Annotated in this window: 15 protein-coding genes; 5 read left to right on the forward strand and 10 right to left on the reverse strand. The window is 49.5% G+C overall.

The genetic code is table 11. The features are described 5' to 3' along the window. Window positions 1–120: 120 nt before the first annotated feature. A complete protein-coding gene (locus RRV97_RS01945; protein ID WP_315611802.1) occupies window positions 121–747 on the reverse strand; it encodes a hypothetical protein in 627 nt (208 codons plus the stop codon). A 296-nt stretch (window positions 748–1043) separates the two neighbouring features. Here RRV97_RS01945 and cysI point away from each other — a divergent pair, with 296 nt between their 5' ends. Then, complete coding sequence (gene cysI / locus RRV97_RS01950; RefSeq protein ID WP_315611803.1) at window positions 1044–2801, forward strand: assimilatory sulfite reductase (NADPH) hemoprotein subunit; 1758 nt, start codon at window positions 1044–1046, stop codon at window positions 2799–2801. Between the two features lie 137 nt (window positions 2802–2938). Here cysI and RRV97_RS01955 read toward each other — a convergent pair whose 3' ends face one another. From RRV97_RS01955 to RRV97_RS01980, 6 genes are all read right to left on the reverse strand, one after another. Then, on the reverse strand, window positions 2939–3511 hold the full coding sequence (locus tag RRV97_RS01955; protein WP_315611804.1) for a hypothetical protein: 573 nt from the start codon (window positions 3509–3511) through the stop codon (window positions 2939–2941). Window positions 3512–3601: 90 nt separating this feature from the next. Further along, window positions 3602–4108, reverse strand: a complete 507-nt coding sequence (locus RRV97_RS01960) for a hypothetical protein (RefSeq protein ID WP_315611805.1) — start codon at window positions 4106–4108, stop codon at window positions 3602–3604. 449 nt (window positions 4109–4557) lie between these two features. Beyond that, complete coding sequence (locus RRV97_RS01965; RefSeq protein ID WP_315611806.1) at window positions 4558–6348, reverse strand: assimilatory sulfite reductase (NADPH) flavoprotein subunit; 1791 nt, start codon at window positions 6346–6348, stop codon at window positions 4558–4560. 171 nt (window positions 6349–6519) lie between these two features. After that, the gene (locus RRV97_RS01970) at window positions 6520–6840 is read right to left on the reverse strand and encodes a multidrug efflux SMR transporter (RefSeq protein WP_315094349.1); all 321 of its coding nucleotides are present in this window, start codon (window positions 6838–6840) and stop codon (window positions 6520–6522) included. A gap of 27 nt (window positions 6841–6867) precedes the next feature. After that, a complete protein-coding gene (locus RRV97_RS01975; RefSeq protein WP_315611807.1) occupies window positions 6868–7737 on the reverse strand; it encodes an ABC transporter six-transmembrane domain-containing protein in 870 nt (289 codons plus the stop codon). Between the two features lie 11 nt (window positions 7738–7748). Beyond that, complete coding sequence (locus RRV97_RS01980; protein ID WP_254344108.1) at window positions 7749–8174, reverse strand: MarR family winged helix-turn-helix transcriptional regulator; 426 nt, start codon at window positions 8172–8174, stop codon at window positions 7749–7751. Between the two features lie 182 nt (window positions 8175–8356). Here RRV97_RS01980 and yddG point away from each other — a divergent pair, with 182 nt between their 5' ends. Together yddG and RRV97_RS01990 are read left to right on the forward strand one after the other, a co-directional pair. Next, entirely contained in the window at window positions 8357–9268 is a 912-nt protein-coding gene (gene yddG / locus RRV97_RS01985) for an aromatic amino acid DMT transporter YddG (protein ID WP_315611808.1), read from the forward strand. Window positions 9269–9369: 101 nt separating this feature from the next. Further along, window positions 9370–10680 carry a sulfate adenylyltransferase subunit 1 gene (locus RRV97_RS01990; RefSeq protein ID WP_315611809.1) on the forward strand — a complete coding sequence of 437 codons (1311 nt, stop codon included), beginning with the start codon at window positions 9370–9372 and terminating at the stop codon, window positions 10678–10680. A gap of 70 nt (window positions 10681–10750) precedes the next feature. Here RRV97_RS01990 and glyA read toward each other — a convergent pair whose 3' ends face one another. Further along, window positions 10751–12001 (reverse strand): serine hydroxymethyltransferase, encoded by a 1251-nt coding sequence (gene glyA, locus RRV97_RS01995; protein WP_036491481.1) that lies wholly within the window; start codon window positions 11999–12001, stop codon window positions 10751–10753. 133 nt (window positions 12002–12134) lie between these two features. Beyond that, a complete protein-coding gene (locus RRV97_RS02000; RefSeq protein ID WP_049322337.1) occupies window positions 12135–12509 on the reverse strand; it encodes a hypothetical protein in 375 nt (124 codons plus the stop codon). A 221-nt stretch (window positions 12510–12730) separates the two neighbouring features. Between RRV97_RS02000 and RRV97_RS02005 the strand changes: the two genes are divergently transcribed. Together RRV97_RS02005 and RRV97_RS02010 are read left to right on the forward strand one after the other, a co-directional pair. Next, complete coding sequence (locus RRV97_RS02005) at window positions 12731–12949, forward strand: YdcH family protein (RefSeq protein WP_036491484.1); 219 nt, start codon at window positions 12731–12733, stop codon at window positions 12947–12949. Between the two features lie 232 nt (window positions 12950–13181). Next, entirely contained in the window at window positions 13182–15416 is a 2235-nt protein-coding gene (locus RRV97_RS02010; protein ID WP_315611810.1) for a FepA family TonB-dependent siderophore receptor, read from the forward strand. Window positions 15417–15596: 180 nt separating this feature from the next. On the opposite strand, the gene RRV97_RS02015 is transcribed toward RRV97_RS02010, so the two are convergent. Continuing rightward, window positions 15597–16259, reverse strand: a complete 663-nt coding sequence (locus tag RRV97_RS02015) for an NAD(P)H-dependent oxidoreductase (RefSeq protein WP_315611811.1) — start codon at window positions 16257–16259, stop codon at window positions 15597–15599. Window positions 16260–16353 lie beyond the last annotated feature (94 nt).

Consider the following 16353-nt stretch of genomic DNA (forward strand, 5'->3'; position numbering starts at 1 on the left):
TCTTCAAGAATTTTCAAACTGATATTTCAAATGAATCAATCATATTATTTTAAATAATTGTTTCTTAAAGTCAAAATTTCAGACGGCAGAGAATAGGTTTTTTAGATTGCAATTACAGCATCAGCCCCAAAACGCTTTTTCAAATCCTGCTGCGCATTCCGATGGCAGTTCCCGTTGTAGTAAATCATGCAGAGCAGAATATAATGCTGAAGGTATGTCACAGCTTTCTTCATCGTAAAACTCTCCGCCTGCTTTCCGCCATTCGCACTCAAAATCATAAATTGCCAATAAGGTTTGCATTAGTATTGCTATGGAAGGAGCGACAAGGCGGCGGTTTTCTATCGTACCGTAACCTGTTATCAGCCAATAAACAGGACTGTCAGGGGCGGCAGTATCGGCAAAAAGAATTGAATCGTCGAACATTATGCCAAATATCGCCCATTCTTCACGCCAGCCTTGTGTAGGCAGATATTGCTTGGTCTTCCTATCCCAGCCGAAGGCCCAATCGTGCCAACTGTTGGGCAACTTGGGATAAGTTACCCAATGTAAAAACAGAGTTTCCATCTCCAGCCAATAATCGGCAAGCGGATTGTCGGAATGCCATGTACCGTCCATATGGCGGTAGAAATCTGCTAATGCACCCAAATGCAGATGACGGTTGTCTTCCAGAGGGGGCAGTTCTTGCAACGTTTCTGTATAGGGAAAACCAAAAGTTTGAGCGAAGGTGCGTATAAGGGAGTGAGACATAAAGTTTGCTTGCTGTATTTTTACGGTTTAAGCCCGTGGAAAATAATGGATTATAGTGGATTTAATTAGAATCGGGCTTGATGCAGGCTAATGATGTAAGCCATTTGTTTAATTTATTTCTAATCTGCCAACGTTCATCAGTCAGAACATAAATATAGTAAATTCAAATTAGCTATAGGTAAATGCGGCATTTTACCAATATAACAAAATCGTCTTTAAAACAAACAAACCATTCTTTCCCATTTTCAGACGGCCTCATTAAAGTAACGCCTATACCAAAAATAAGGAGTACTTCAATGACTGCTACCACGACCGACCCGCGCGCCAAGCTGCCTGATACACCGCTTTCTGGCAACGAAGCCTTGAAAGAACGCAGCGATTATCTGCACGGCACCATTAAAGAAGAGTTGAAAGACGACTTTACCGGCGGCTTTACCGCCGACAACTTTCAACTTATCCGCTTCCACGGCATGTACGAACAGGACAACCGCGATATCCGTGCCGAGCGTACCGAACAAAAGCTTGAGCCTTTAAAAAACATGATGTTGCGTTGCCGTTTGCCCGGCGGCATCATTACGCCGAAACAGTGGCTGGGTATCGACAAATTTGCCGGTGAAAATACGATTTACGGCTCCATCCGCCTGACCAACCGCCAAACCTTCCAATACCACGGTATTCTGAAAACCGATTTAAAACAGGCGCATCAGGCATTGCACAAACTGGGTCTCGATTCCATTGCCACAGCCAGCGATGTCAACCGTAATGTGTTGTGCACCAGTAATCCTGTACAAAGTACTCTGCACCAAGAAGCCTATGAATGGGCGGCGCGCATCAGTATGCACCTCCTGCCGCGTACCATGGCATATGCCGATGTCTGGCTGGACGGTGAAAAAGTGTTCACGACCGAGCCGACCGAGCCGCGCAATAAAGAAATTGCCGATGATGTAGAGCCGATTTTGGGTAAAACCTATTTGCCGCGCAAATTCAAAACTGCCGTTGTGATTCCGCCTGATAACGATGTGGACATTCATTCCAACGATTTGGGTTTTGTGGCGATTGCAGAAAACGGCAAGTTGGTGGGTTTTAATGTATTGGTCGGCGGCGGTTTATCCAGCGAACACGGCAATACCAAAACTTATCCCAATATTTCCTATGAATTCGGTTTCGTTCCGTTGGAATACACCCTCAATACCGCCGAAGCCGTCGTCAGCACCCAGCGCGACTGGGGTAACCGCAGCGACCGCAAAGCAGCGCGTACACGCTATACGCTGCAACGCGTCGGCGTAGATGTGTTCAAAGAAGAAGTCGAAAGGCGTATGGGCATTAAATTTGAACCCATCCGCCCTTACGAATTCACCCATCGCGGCGACCATATCGGCTGGGTACAAGGGCATGAAGGCAACTGGCATTTGACTTTGTTTATTGAAAACGGCCGCCTGCTCGATTATCCCGGCAGACCTTTGAAAACCGGCGTGCGTGAAATTGCAAAAATCCATCCCGGCGACTTCCGTCTGACGGCCAACCAAAATCTGGTGGTTGCCAATGTACCGCCCGAATTGAAAAACACGATTGATAAAATCGCCAAAGATCATGGCCTTATCAGCAAATCGATTACCATCCAGCGTGAAAACTCCATGGCCTGCGTTGCCTTGCCGACTTGCCCGCTGGCGATGGCGGAGGCCGAACGCTTCCTGCCGACATTCTCCGATAAAATCGATGAAATGTTCGCCAAATACGGCTTGGAAGACGAATACATCGTTTTGCGCGTAACCGGTTGCCCGAATGGTTGCGGCCGCGCCATGCTGGCGGAAATCGGTTTAGTCGGCAAAGCCGTCGGCCGCTACAACCTTTACGCAGGCGGCAACCGCGAAGGCACCCGCATCCCGCGCCTGTTTAAAGAAAATATTACCGAACCTGAAATCCTTGAAATTGTTGAAGGCTGGGTGGCCGATTGGGCGCAAAACCGACTCGATGATGAAGGCTTCGGCGATTTTGCTGTTCGCACCGGTATCGTCAAACCCGTATTGGACGCACCTCGCGATTTCTGGGCATAACGCATACAGACAGACCCACAAGTCTGCAATAAGAAAATAGAGAAGGACTAAAGGCCGTCTGAAAAATCAGGATAACTGATTTTCAGACGGCCTTTTATATTGGGAGCGTTTATAGCAAAGATGGGATATAAACCGAATCAGCGACGGCGGCCAAAGCCTCGGCCCATGCTGGGGCGGCGGTAGTTGGGAGGCTGACGCGTAGTTTCGCGGTATCGTTGTTGTTGCTGGGCATTTTGCTGTTGAGCACGCAGGGTGCGCGTATTCAGCTGTTGGCTGGTGCGTCCGTTTGGACGTGCGCTTTGATAATAGTTGGCACGGGCTTGACGGGCAATCGGGCTGTTTTGATTGCGCGCCTGTGTGAATTTATTGGCCAATGCGTTGCCGATAAATGCACCGGCTGCCGTACCCACCAAGCTTTGCAGCAGCCAGCTGCCAGTGGATTGGTCGTAGATGTATTGTTGGCCGTCTGTACCGGTTACCGGTTGGCCGTTGTTGCCGTTGGCTTGTGCCTCGGCAGGAATAGTGTCTTTCACAGCTTCAGGCGTGAGCTGGTAAACCGTATTGTCTTCTTGTTGGCCGTTTTGTTGTGCCAACTGTTGTTGCAATGCTTCGATTTGTTTTTGTTGCTGCTCAAGCTGTGCCTGGGTATTGTCTTTGCAGGCAGCAAGGGCGAAAGTGGAAAGGGCGGCTAAGGCAATCAGTTTTTTCATTGTTTTTCCTGAGAGAAGTTTGTCTTTGCCGAGATTTCGGCGGAGTGTGTTTGCCTAATATTAAACCATTTCCCTGTTTTTCAAGTGGTTTTACAAAATAATATTGGAAAGTTGCGCGGCAAATGCACGGCTGTTGGCGGCCAGATTGCCCAGTGCAGGCATCTCGTGTTCGGTTTCGATAATCAGCAGGTTGGCAGGGCGGCGGGTGTGCAGGGACATTTGCATTTCAGCGGGAGAGAAGGGCATATGATGGCGTTTGGCAAAGGCTTCGGCGCGTTTGTTGGCGGTTTTGAGCATGGGTAACAGGGTAATGTCCAAATGGAAACGGCGTACGCCCAAAACCAAAATACGCGCCGCGAAGAAATCCGCTTCATCAGTAAAAACATTCGGGCTGCTTTGATTGAAATCGTGACGCTCTGCGGCAATCAAAGTCGCGATGGTGCGTACTTGCGGAATTAAGGCTTCGCTGATGAGGTTGTCGGGCGTATCAGGCAAAGTGATCGTGTTGGGCATGCTGTGGTGGCTGTTGCTGTCAACGACCATGCGGCAGGTGTGTAACATTTGAGTTTGGCTGTGGATTTTGGTTGAAGCGGTCATGGCTGTATTCCTTATTTCTTAAAAATGGGTGGATTTAAGCGGCCATGGTGGGTATAAAAAAAGCCGCTCAATTGAGGCGGCTCTGATTTGCGTATTTTCAATTTGGTCTGTTTCAGACAAGCGCAAAAAAGTACCGCACGTTTGTGTGGTACCAATAGAAGAAAGTAGCGGAGCATTGCGCGGTTTGCATGATGAAAATACGTCTTTAATGTATAAAAGTATGGGACGTAGTTTAAAACAAGAAGGCCAGTAATTTCAATATCCAATCGACAAAACCCACCAATAAATCTACAAGTTGTTGTAATCCTTCCAATTTATTTTCTTTCGAGTGAGTCAAATTTGCACAATTATAATGCAAGACAAGATAAATTGATAACAATCCGAGCAAGTTCCTTAAAAAGGCCGTCTGAAATTCAGCTTTCAGACGGCCTTTATTTTTGTTTATTCAATCAATAAACGTCGCGTTGGTAGCGTTTGTCTTCGCGCAGGTCGTTGAGGTAGTCTTCGGCTTCGTCACGGCTGAGTTTGCCTTGGGTTTCGATGACTTCGATCAGGGCGTTTTCGACATCGCGCGCCATGCGTGCGGCGTCGCCGCAGACGTAGATGTGTGCGCCTTGTTGCAGCCAGTTCCAAACTTCGGCCGCGCGTTCGGTGATTTTGTGTTGGACATAGACTTTGTGTTCGCCTTGGCGGCTCCATGCGAGGTCGGCGAGGGTGAGAAGGCCGTCTTTGCGCCAATCGCTCCATTCGAGTTGGTAGAGGAAGTCGTCGGCCAGGCGTTGGTTGCCGAAGAATAGCCAGTTTTTGCCGCTGTCGCCATTGGCGGCGCGTTGTTGCATGAAGGAGCGGAAGGGGGCGACGCCTGTACCTGCGCCGATCATGATGATGGGGGTGTCGCCGTTTTGTGGCAGGCGGAAGTTGGGGTTGGGTTCGACAAAGACGCGGACTTCGCTGCCTTCTTCGAGGCGTTCGCCCAAGTAGCCGGATGCTGCGCCGGTGTAGGTGTGGTCGTGGTGGTCGAAACGGACGACGCCGATGGTGAGGTGGACTTCTTCGCCGACTTCGTCTTGTGCGGAGGCGATGGAGTAAAGGCGCGGGGTTTGTGGGCGGAAGAGGCTGTATAGGGTTTGTGCGTCCAGTGGGTGCGGATAGGCTGCGAATACGCCGACGGGCGGTGTGGCGGCGAGGTAGGCATCCAGTTGGGCTTTATCTGCGGCTATGGTTTTGAGTGCTTCGTTGTTTGTTAATTCGGCGTATTGTTGGACGAATGCCGGTGTGTTTTGGGTGATGTCTGCGGATTCGGTCAGGGCAGTGCGGATGTCGGTTTCGCGGCCGTCTGAAAGTTGGACGGTTTCGCTGCCGGTCAGTTGGTTGAGGTCGAGGATTTCTTGAACGAGGTCGGCGGCATTCAGCGGCCATACGCCGAGTGCGTCGCCTGCCTGATAATGCAAACCTGAGCCGCTGAGGTCGATTTCGATGTGTTCGACGTCTTTTTCTGCGGTGCGTGAGGTGATTTTTTGGCGCACGGAGAGGGTGGCTGTGTAGGGGTTTTCTTTGGTGTATGCGGTGCCGCTGCTTGGGATGGCCGGGTTGTGTGCTGCGGTGTTTGCACTAGGGCTTGCTGCTTGGGCGGTCAATTCGGCTACTTTGGGTACGACGGCGGCTACCCATGCGTCGGCATTCGCTTGGAACTCTAAGTCGCAAATGCCCAAGTCGTTCAGACGGCCTGCGCCCAGTTCGGCAAATTTGGCATCAAAGTCTTTGCCTGCTTGGCAGAAGTTGGGATAGGAGGAATCGCCAAGGCCTAAGACGGCAAAGGTGAGTTTGCTGAGGTCGGGTTTCTTTTTGCTGTAGATGAATTTGTACAGGGGCAGGGCTTCTTCGGGCGGTTCGCCTTCGCCTTGGGTGGAGGTAACCAAAAGGACGATGTCTTCGTCGGGCAGGGTTTTGCTTTTGAAATCGCCTGCGCTGCTGAGGCGGGCTTCTACGCCGGCGGCTTGAAGTTTGGCGTGTAAGGATTCGGCAACGCTGCGTGCGTTGCCGGTTTGGGAGGCGGAGAGGACTAACACGCGGCGGCTGACTGTCGGGGCGGCTGCTTGCAGGATGGTCGGTTCGGCTGCTGTTCCGGATACGCCTTGGCTTTGCGCCCAGCAATAGCCGGAGAGCCAGGCAAGTTGGGTGGGGGATAGGGCGGAGAGTTGGGCGGAGAGTTCGGCAGGCAGTGGATTGGCTTGGCTCATTTTGTTTCCTTTGTTGGGACGGCTATGGCCGATTGTTTGAATAATGAACAGTCGCTACTTTAAACAGGCCGTCTGAAAAAAGGAAAGAATGCTTGGTTTTAATTTAAGATGATTTCGTTATATTCGGAATATAAGAAGGCTGCCTTGGTTTCAGACGGCCTTTGCGGTTTTTTAATGACTGGAAAGTTTCATGACGATTACGCCTGAAATAATTAAGAATGCGCCAAGCCAGCGGCCGAAGTTGGCGGCATCGTTGAAAAAGGCTACGCCTACTAAAAATGCGCCTGCCGCGCCTATGCCTGTCCAAACGGCATAGGCTGTCCCCATCGGTATGTGTTTTTGGGCGAGGAATAGAAAGAATCCGCTGCCGACAATGCAGGCCAGGGCGGCAGCAATACCCTGCCAACGGTAGCCTTCTTGTTGAGCCAATTTCAGCCCCAAGGGCCAACCGATTTCCAGCATGCCGGCTAAGATTAAATAAAACCAACTCATAATATGTCCTGATAGTGTGTTAAGGTTTCAGACGGCCTTGGAAAGATTGTTTTCTTCCGAGAGTTCAACGCGTTGTCCGATATCTTTTAAATTGGAGTATTGTTCGACCAAGCGCGGTACATCGTCCAAGCTCATTGCAAACATCCATAAATAAGTGCTGACGGAATAGATATGGCCGGCGCTGCCGTAGCCTTTAAGCGTCATGTGTATAAAGGCGAAGCCGAACAATACGCTCATTGCCATGCCGATACTGAGATAGCCTAAGGCTTCGCGATTGGAAATCAGCACGCGTAGTTTGGCAACCCAGCCATAGTGGCGGTAGAGCTGATGCTCGTTGCCGTCGCGGATAAAGTGGTTGTCGCGTTCAAGCCGGTTGTTCAAACGGAAATATAGGTTTTCGCTGATGGCGGCAAAACGCGGCAGCAACCATAAAAACAGGGTAAGTATCGCGACAGCCAATACGCCCACCCAAAATTCCAATATCAGCAACATCATACATGCACCGAAGATGGAGACCAGCGAAGTAGCAGCGATGGGCAGGTGTTCTTCAAAGAAACTGACAAACTCACGCGATAGGGCAACGCGTGCAGTAATGGCGGAATGCGGTACTTCTCGTTTGCGCTGTTCCAAGACAACAGGGACGGCTATCTCAGTATAGATCTGGGTAAATGTGCGCGTATCGGCTATCCTGCGGGCGGCTCCGATTATCCACATCAATAAAACCACCACACCATACAACATTGCCTGCCAGACGTTGCCTTCCATAACGGCATTAATCGCCCAGCCGCCAAATACGGGATATACCAGCAAGAGCAGGTTATCCAAGCCGACGAGAGAGAAGGTTGTGATGAGTTTGCGGCGGTGTGTTTGACCGATGTGTTTCAACATTTTCCACATGGTTGCCCTCCTTATTTAGTATTGAGGGTTTGCGCCATTAATTCGGACAACGCGTCCAAATCGGCAAACAGTCGGGCTGCACGTTTTTCACCGAAGGCGGTAAAAATTCGTTTGCTGAATTCCTGCATGTTTTGCACCAATGGTGCAGCGGATTCTTTGCCTTGCTCGGTCAGTGACAATAAACGTTCGCGTTTGTCTTGTTCGCTTTCGTGAAATGTCAGCAAGCCTTGTTCCGCCAGCGTTTTGCATGTGCCGGAAACAGTTTGCTTGGGCAGGCTCCATTCTTCGCCTATGTATTTTTGAGTGCGGCTGCCTTCGGTAGCCAAGGTGTAGAGAACGGCGAAGGTATTGTAGTTGGTGTTTTGCTGTTTAATCCATTGGTCAAATGCGCTGTCTATGTGGCTGATGCGCATACCAAGTTGGTCGAGCTGATTCATAAATTGGTCTCAATATTGACTAATTGGGTGCGGATTATAGTCATGTTTAGGACTAATTGCAAATAGAGGGCCGTCTGAAACAATCATTTTCAGACGGCCTTGAAACCGTTAAAATAATTAATGTAGAAACGATATATTCAAACTACGATAAACCTAATATAACCATCTTCAGCACATACGCCATGATTCATTTCTTATCTCAAAACATCTCCTCCAAACAAGCCACCGCTATCGGGTTGCTTGCCGTTGCTTTGTGGAGTTTCGTCATTTCTCTGATACGCTCTTTGAGCCTGCATATGGGGGCAGTGGGCGGCGCGGCAATGATGTACACCCTGTCCACTGTGTTGATTTGGTTGATTTTCGGCAGGCCGCATTTGCGTAATTACAACCGCGGCTATTTGCTTTGGGCGAGCATTTTTTTTGTCGGTTGCGAACTGTGTTTGTCGCTCTCGGTCGGTTTTGCGCAAAATGCCCGACAGACGGTTGAGATCGGTATGGTCAATTATTTGTGGCCGACGTTTACTATTTTAGGCGCGGTCTGTTTCAACGGGCAGCCGGCAAAATGGTGGATAGGCATAGGCTTTGTATTGTCGTTTTTCGGGATTGCCACGGTATTGGGCGGCGACGGCGGATTGTCGCTTTCGGGGATTTATCACAATGTCCGCACCAATCCTGTCGGTTATCTGATGGCATTGGCTGATGCACTTTTTTGGGCGGCATATTGCACGCTAACGGCGCGCGTGAAGGCTGAAGGAAGCAGCGTGGGCTTTTTCTTTATGCTGGTGTCGCTGCTTTTGTGGGCGGAATATTTTATCGGTGGGACACACAGTCTGAATTTTGATGCGGAGTCCATCGGCTATGCCCTGGCCGCCGCGTCTTGCATGGGTTTGGGCTATGCGGTTTGGAACATCGGTATTTCGCGCGGAAACATGACGGTATTGGCGGGCGCATCTTATTTTATCCCTGTGTTTTCTGCGCTGGTGTCTTCGTTTGTCATCAGTGCGCCGCTGTCTGTACAGTTTTGGCAGGGGGCAGGGATGGTGTGCGCAGGTTCGGTTGTTTGTTGGTTGGCCACGCGCCGAAAATCGATATAACAAAAATATCTTTTTTAACAACCAAACATTCTTTCCCATTTTCAGACGGCCTGTTTAAAGTAGAGTCCAGTTTGAGAAATCACGAGAAATAGGAAAGAACCATGACCGCAACCACCGCCCCTCTTTTGCGCTTCATCACCGCCGGTAGCGTCGATGACGGCAAATCCACCCTCATCGGCCGCCTGCTCTACGACAGCAAAACCCTGCTGACCGACCAGCTCGACAAGCTCAACCGCGCTGCCGAAAACGGCGAAACGCCTGACTTCGCCAGCCTGACAGACGGCCTTGCCGCCGAGCGCGAACAAGGCATTACCATTGACGTGGCCTACCGTTATTTTGCCACGCTCAAACGCAAATTCATCATCGCCGACACGCCGGGACACGATCAATACACGCGCAATATGGTTACCGGCGCATCAACTGCCGATGCCGCCATTATTTTAGTCGATGCCACGCGCGTCGATTTTTCAGGCAGCGAACCTGTCCTCCTGCCGCAAACCAAACGCCACAGCGCGATTTTGAAACTCTTGGGCTGCCCCAACATCATCGTCGCCGTCAACAAACTCGACTTGCTAAATTTTGACGAAGCCAAATATCAAGCCATTACCGATGCCTATCGCAAACTGGCGGAGCAAATCGACCTCCAAGCACAAATCCACTTCCTGCCCATCAGCGCCTTAAAAGGCGACAATATTGTCAATGCCAGCAGCCAAACCCCGTGGTATCAAGGTTTGCCGCTTCTGCCTTTGCTTGAAAGCCTGCCCGTCAACCGTCAAAACGCCGCCGACCAAGCCGCGCATTTTCCCGTACAACGCGTGGCGCGCCAAGACGGCAGCAGCAGCGACGACTTCCGCGGTTATCAAGGCAGATTGGAAGCGGGCCGTCTGAAAGTGGGCGATGAAGTCAAAGTCCTGCCCAGCGGCCATGTTGCCAAGGTTGCCGAAATCTACAATGCCAACGGTAAAACCGAATCTGCCGAAGCAGGGGAAGTATTGACCGTCGTTTTGGATACCGACATCGATATTTCACGTGGCAACAGCATTTTTTCAGCCGACAGCGCCATTGTTCCCGAACAACAATTCCAAGCCGCGCTTTGCTGGTTTGATGATATTCCGCTCAATCTGCGTCGTAAATATTTGCTGAAACACACGACCCAAACCACGCCCGTAAAAATCAGCGAAATTGCCTACGTTTGGGACGTCAATACCCTCAGCCGGGTCGAATCCGCCGAAACGCTCAAGCTCAACGACATCGGCAGCGTCAGCCTCAAAACCCAGCAGCCGCTCGCCGCTGCTGCATACGAAGATAACCATGCTCAAGGCGCGTTTATTTTGATTGACGAAGCCACCAACCATACTGTCGCGGCAGGCATGATACGCAAAGTCAGCGAAACAAACAGTTTTGAAATTTAAAAGAAAAGTTGCAATAAAAAAGGCCGTCTGAAGTTTCAGACGGCCTGTTATTTTATCCAAGGCGAAATGCTTATGCGCCGTAAACCGGATATTTATTGCACAAAGCAGTCACTTGTTCGCGGACTTTGGCGAGGTTGGCTTCGTCTTCAGGGTTAGCCAATACGTCGGCAACCAAGTTCGCCAATACGCGCGCGTCGGCTTCGTTAAAGCCGCGTGTGGTCATGGCGGCGGAGCCGATGCGGATGCCGGAGGTAACGAATGGTTTTTCCGGATCGTTCGGGATGGCGTTTTTGTTGACGGTGATGTGTGCTTTGCCCAAAGCGGCTTCGGCGGCTTTGCCGGTAATTTTCATCGGTTGCAGGTCAACGAGGAAAACGTGGCTTTCGGTGCGGCCGGAAACGATGCGCAAACCGCGTTTAACCAACTCTTCCGCCATTGCTGCGGCATTGATTTTCACTTGTTTTGCGTATTGTTTGAACTCGGGTTGCAACGCTTCTTTAAACGCTACGGCTTTGGCAGCGATAACGTGCATCAACGGGCCGCCTTGCAGGCTTGGGAAGATGGAAGAGTTCAGCGCTTTTTCGTGGGTATTGTCACGGCACAAAATCACGCCGCCGCGAGGACCGCGCAGGGTTTTGTGGGTAGTGGTGGTTACGAAGTCGCAGAATGGCACCGGGTTAGGATATTCGCCACCGGCAATCAGACCGGCATAGTGCGCCATGTCGACAAAGAGGTATGCACCGACTTTATCGGCGATTTCGCGGAATTTCGCCCAGTCGATTTGCAGCGCGTAGGCAGATGCACCGGCCACAATCATTTTGGGTTTGTGTTCAAGCGCCAAGCGTTCGACTTCGGCGTAATCGAGGACTTCGTTTTCATCTAAGCCATAGGTAATGGCGTTGTAGAGTTTGCCGGAAATATTGACGCTGGCGCCGTGGGTCAGGTGGCCGCCGTGTGCCAGAGACATGCCCAAAATGGTGTCGCCCGGTTTCAAAACTGAAGCATATACGGCTTGGTTGGCTTGGGAGCCGGAGTGCGGTTGGACGTTGACATATTCTGCGCCAAACAATTCTTTAGCGCGGTCAATCGCCAATTGTTCGACAATATCGACGTATTCGCAGCCGCCGTAGTAGCGTTTGCCCGGATAGCCTTCGGCGTATTTGTTAGTCAATTGCGAACCTTGGGCTTCCATAACGGCGCAGCTGACGTAGTTTTCTGAAGCAATCAGCTCGACATGGTCTTGCTGGCGTTGGTCTTCTTGGGCGATGGCGGCTGCCAGATCGGGGTCATATTGTGCGAGGGTAACGCTTTTTGAAAACATGTTCTCGGTTCCTTTGTGTTGGGCTGAAAATAAGGGATGGAGTACTGCAGATTGGTTCAAGATGAACTATTTTTCTTACATTGTCAACAATTTCGTCAGGCGTTTGGTTTCAGACGGCCTAGAGCTGAAGGGTTCATTTGAAAATATCGTCTTGTTTTAAATGAAAATCCATTTTTTCCAAAAGCGCGGCCAAATCGGCTTCGGCTTGGGCTGCTTGAAGATTTTTTGCCAGCTCGGCCATGGCAGCTGCATTTAAACGCTCTTTCTCCAGCCGCAGGGCTTCTTCGCTGAAGATTTTGATATTGTCTGCCGATTCGGCGGCATCTATTTTTTCAAATGGATAAAACGATTCTTCGTGCACGGCCAAGCCGTCGGGCAGGGGCGCGGCATGGTTGAAATCGGCATCATTGACCGGCATCCATGATGGATGGTTTTCAAGCAGGATAAATTGTCCGTCCATGCCGTTGATATGACGGAATAGGGTGGTTCGGCCATTGTGTAAACGCATAAGCCCGATTGTATGCCCAAGTCGGCAAACCGTCTATAAACCCGTTTCTTTCCATTGGGACGATGGCTGATGGTGATATTGTTAATTTTGACATAAAACAGTTTCGACTTAAAAAAGACTGGATAAAACGCCCGTGTTTGTTATAATGAAGCTAAAGATTAATTCGTCCTAGTTTTTGGCAGCAGTACTTTTTTATTTAATTAACAAGAGAGGAAAACAAAATGTTTCCAGAATATCGCGATCTGATTTCTAAACTGAAACAAGAGGATGCACACTTTGCCCGTTTGTTTGAGGAGCACAACGAGCTGGACGATAAAATTACCGGTTTGGTGAATAACGTGGTAACCAGCGGCTCCGAAGAAATCGAGGAGCTGAAAAAAGCCAAACTCAAACTCAAAGACGAATTGTATGCCCTTTTGCAAAAAGCAGCAGGCAAATAATTAAAATTTGAATAAGGCCGTCTGGACCGGTATGATAGGAATCTCAGATTCCCTTTCATGCCGGTTCAGACGGCCTTTTTAATTATTAGGCATTTGGTTATTTTTATTGGCTTAATTTAACGAATAATTGTAAATCACTCTTAATTGCATTGAAAACTCTGTTAAGTTTATTTAAAATCCCGAATAATTTTTATTTTGATTTTAATAAACAAAGTTAAAGAGAAACGATGCAATGAAAACATTCACACTCGCCATTTTGCCTTTGGCATTAATCAGCGCATTCTCTCACGCTGCTGAAGAGAAAGCTGCCGAACAGGCTGAAGTCGATACCGTTTACGTTACTGCCGAGAAGCAACTGCAACAGTCGCTGGGCGTGTCGCGTATTTCAAAAGATGATATCGACAAGCGTCCGGCCGTCAACGATATTTCCGAATTTGTCCGCACCATGCCGGGCGTCAACCTGACCGGCAATACAGCGACGGGTCAGCGCGGCAACAAACGCCAAATCGACTTGCGCGGTATGGGCCCTGAAAACACATTGATTCTGATTGACGGCAAGCCTGTAAATTCGCGCCAGTCCGAGCGTATCAGTATGCGCGGTGAACGCAATACGCGCGGCGACAGCAACTGGGTGCCGGTTGAAGAAATTGAATCCATTACCGTTTTGCGCGGTCCGGCTGCAACACGTTACGGCTCCGGCGCGATGGGCGGCGTGGTCAATATCGTTACCAAAAAAGTGTCTAAAGAATTTAAAGGCCAGGTCAATCTTTACGCCAATCAGCCGCAAGACAGCAAAGAAGGCGCAACCCGCCGTATCGGCTTCAATTTGAGCGGCCCAATTATTCAAGATACTTTGGGCTTCCGCATTTACGGCAACCTGAATAAAACGGATGCAGATGCGGCCGATATCAATGCAGGACGTAGTGGAAAGTTGGTTACGGCTGGTGTTGAAGGCGTACGCAATAAAGACATTGCCGGCCGTCTGCAATGGAAAATCAGCCCTGCGCAAACATTGATTTTAGACAGCAGCTACAGTCGTCAGGGCAATATCTACAATGGCGATACGCAAAACAGTAATCCACCATCCAAAACATTGGCATTGTATGACGGCCTAGTCAATTCCAAAGCCGAAACTGCCCGCCTTTACCGTTCTGCTTTCTCGCTTACCCACGATGGAGCATGGGAATGGGGTGACACAAAAAATATTATCAGCTACGAACATACAGTCAACAGCCATCTGCCCGAGGGTTTGGCCGGTGGACCGGAAGGCAGTTATACAGGTCTGGATTTTGTTCAAAGCCGTCTGAAAAACCTGCGTTTCAGCAGCGAAGCCAATATTCCGTTCCAACTCGGTGTAGACAACGTCTTAACAGTCGGCGCGGAATTTACCGACAGTAAACTGGACGACCCCGCCTCCAACTCGCAAAGTCTGACAGATATTATTCCCGGTCGTTCTGGTCAACCGCCACGCAAGGTTGTCAACACCTTCCCCGGCGTATCGGAACATCGTGGCGGTAAAACTTCCCAACGCAACTGGGCAGCCTACGTTGAAGATAACATCTCGCTAACCGATAAAACTCATTTAATTCCTGCACTCCGTTTCGACCACAACAGCGCCAGCGGTAGTAACTGGAGTCCTGCATTAAACTTCTCGCAACAAATCGGTGAAAACTGGTTGGTCAAAGGCGGTATTGCCCGTGCGTATAAAGCGCCAAACCTGTATCAGAGCAATCCCGAATTTCTTTTATATACACGGGGTCTTGGCTGTCCGTTGGTGGCGGGTGGACGCAGCCTGAGCTGCTATTACATGGGTAATGCCAATCTGAAGCCTGAAACCAGTCTGAACAAAGAAATTGGTGTCGAATTTACTCGCAACGGCTGGCAGGCTTCCGCTACCTATTTTCATAATGCCTACCGTAATAAAATTGTCATTGGGGAACGTGCACTTGCCGTCAACAACAATGGCAACTGGTTGCTTGAATGGACAAATTCACCTAAAGCAACCGTCGAAGGTATAGAAGGTAACCTTGTATTGCCTCTGCATGACACTCTGAAATGGAGCAATAATTTTACCTATATGCGTAAATCAGTTGATGCAAAAGGCAATCCCTTATCATTGATTCCTAAATATACAATCAATAGCACATTAGCTTGGATGCCAAACGAACGTGTCGATGCTAACTTGACCTTCACGCATTACGGCCGTACTAAACCACGTAGCGTTGCCATAAATGACGTTGAGCTGAACGGACAAGGTAATATTGCCAAGCTGTCCGATAGTCAAGCTCAAGTCGGCTCTTACGGTATTTGGGGCATCAATGCCGGCTACAACTGGAACAAACGCGTGGCCGTCCGTGGCGGTGTCAGCAACCTGTTCAATAAAAAACTGTACCGCACTGGTAATGGCGCACAAACATACAATGAACATGGCCGTGCTTTCTACGGCAGTTTGAAAGTATCGTTCTAAGCAGTAGCGTATTAAACAAGGCCGTCTGAAACGTTGTGAAATGAAATCTAGGATTTCTGACACAGGGTTTCAGACGGCCTTTTTATTTGGATTTTTAGCAGTCTTTGTTGTTACGGAATTTGCTTCTCTTTTAGAAAAAAATAAAAGGGCGGTATTCGCCGCCCTGAAAATCCAAACCGCTTATTCAACCCAAGTCACCATTTCTTCAATTGGTTTGCGTGATTTTTTGGTGATTTCTTTGGCGCGATAGCCGAATGTTGCCGCTACGGATACGCCCCATTCGTTGGCATCAAACAGGCCTTCTGCCGCCAATACTTCGTTCATTTTGTCGTAGTTGAAGCCTTCGATTGGGCAGGAATCGATGCCGATGGCGGCTGCGCCAGTGAGCATATTGGCCAAAGCAATATAGGTTTGCTTGCCGCTCCAGTCAAAGAGCGCGCGTTGGTCGTCGGCAATTTTTATGTCAGTTTCCTGAAAACTTTTATATTTTGCCAACGCTTTTTCCAGCTGCTCGCCTTGCAAGCCCCTGCGTTCGGCAACGCTGCGGAAGAACGGGGTATCGTAACGGGCATTTTTCTTGGCAAGGATAATAACCAGATGGCTGCAGTCGTCCAGTTGCGATTGCATACCCCAGCTGAAAGGTTTGAGCTTTTCTCTCAAGACTTTGTTTTGGATAACCAAAAATTTCCATGGCTCGGAGCCGACAGAGCTGGGCGAGAGGCGGGCAAATTCTAAAATTGCTGCAAAATCTTCTTGGCTGATTTTTTTGTCGGGATCGTAATAACGGGTGGAGCAGCGATTTTCGAATACTTGCAGCATTTGTTCGCGTGTAATTTTACTCATTGGTTTTTCCTAATAAATGAAGATGTTATTTTGACCGTTTTGCCGATATCCGGTTTGCATGAATTGGGGGAGGAAACAGGATAGGGCAGCACCA

Origin of the sequence: Neisseria sp. DTU_2021_1001991_1_SI_NGA_ILE_055 (assembly GCF_032342915.1) — a bacterium.
In the GTDB taxonomy this organism is placed as follows: Bacteria; Pseudomonadota; Gammaproteobacteria; order Burkholderiales; family Neisseriaceae; genus Neisseria.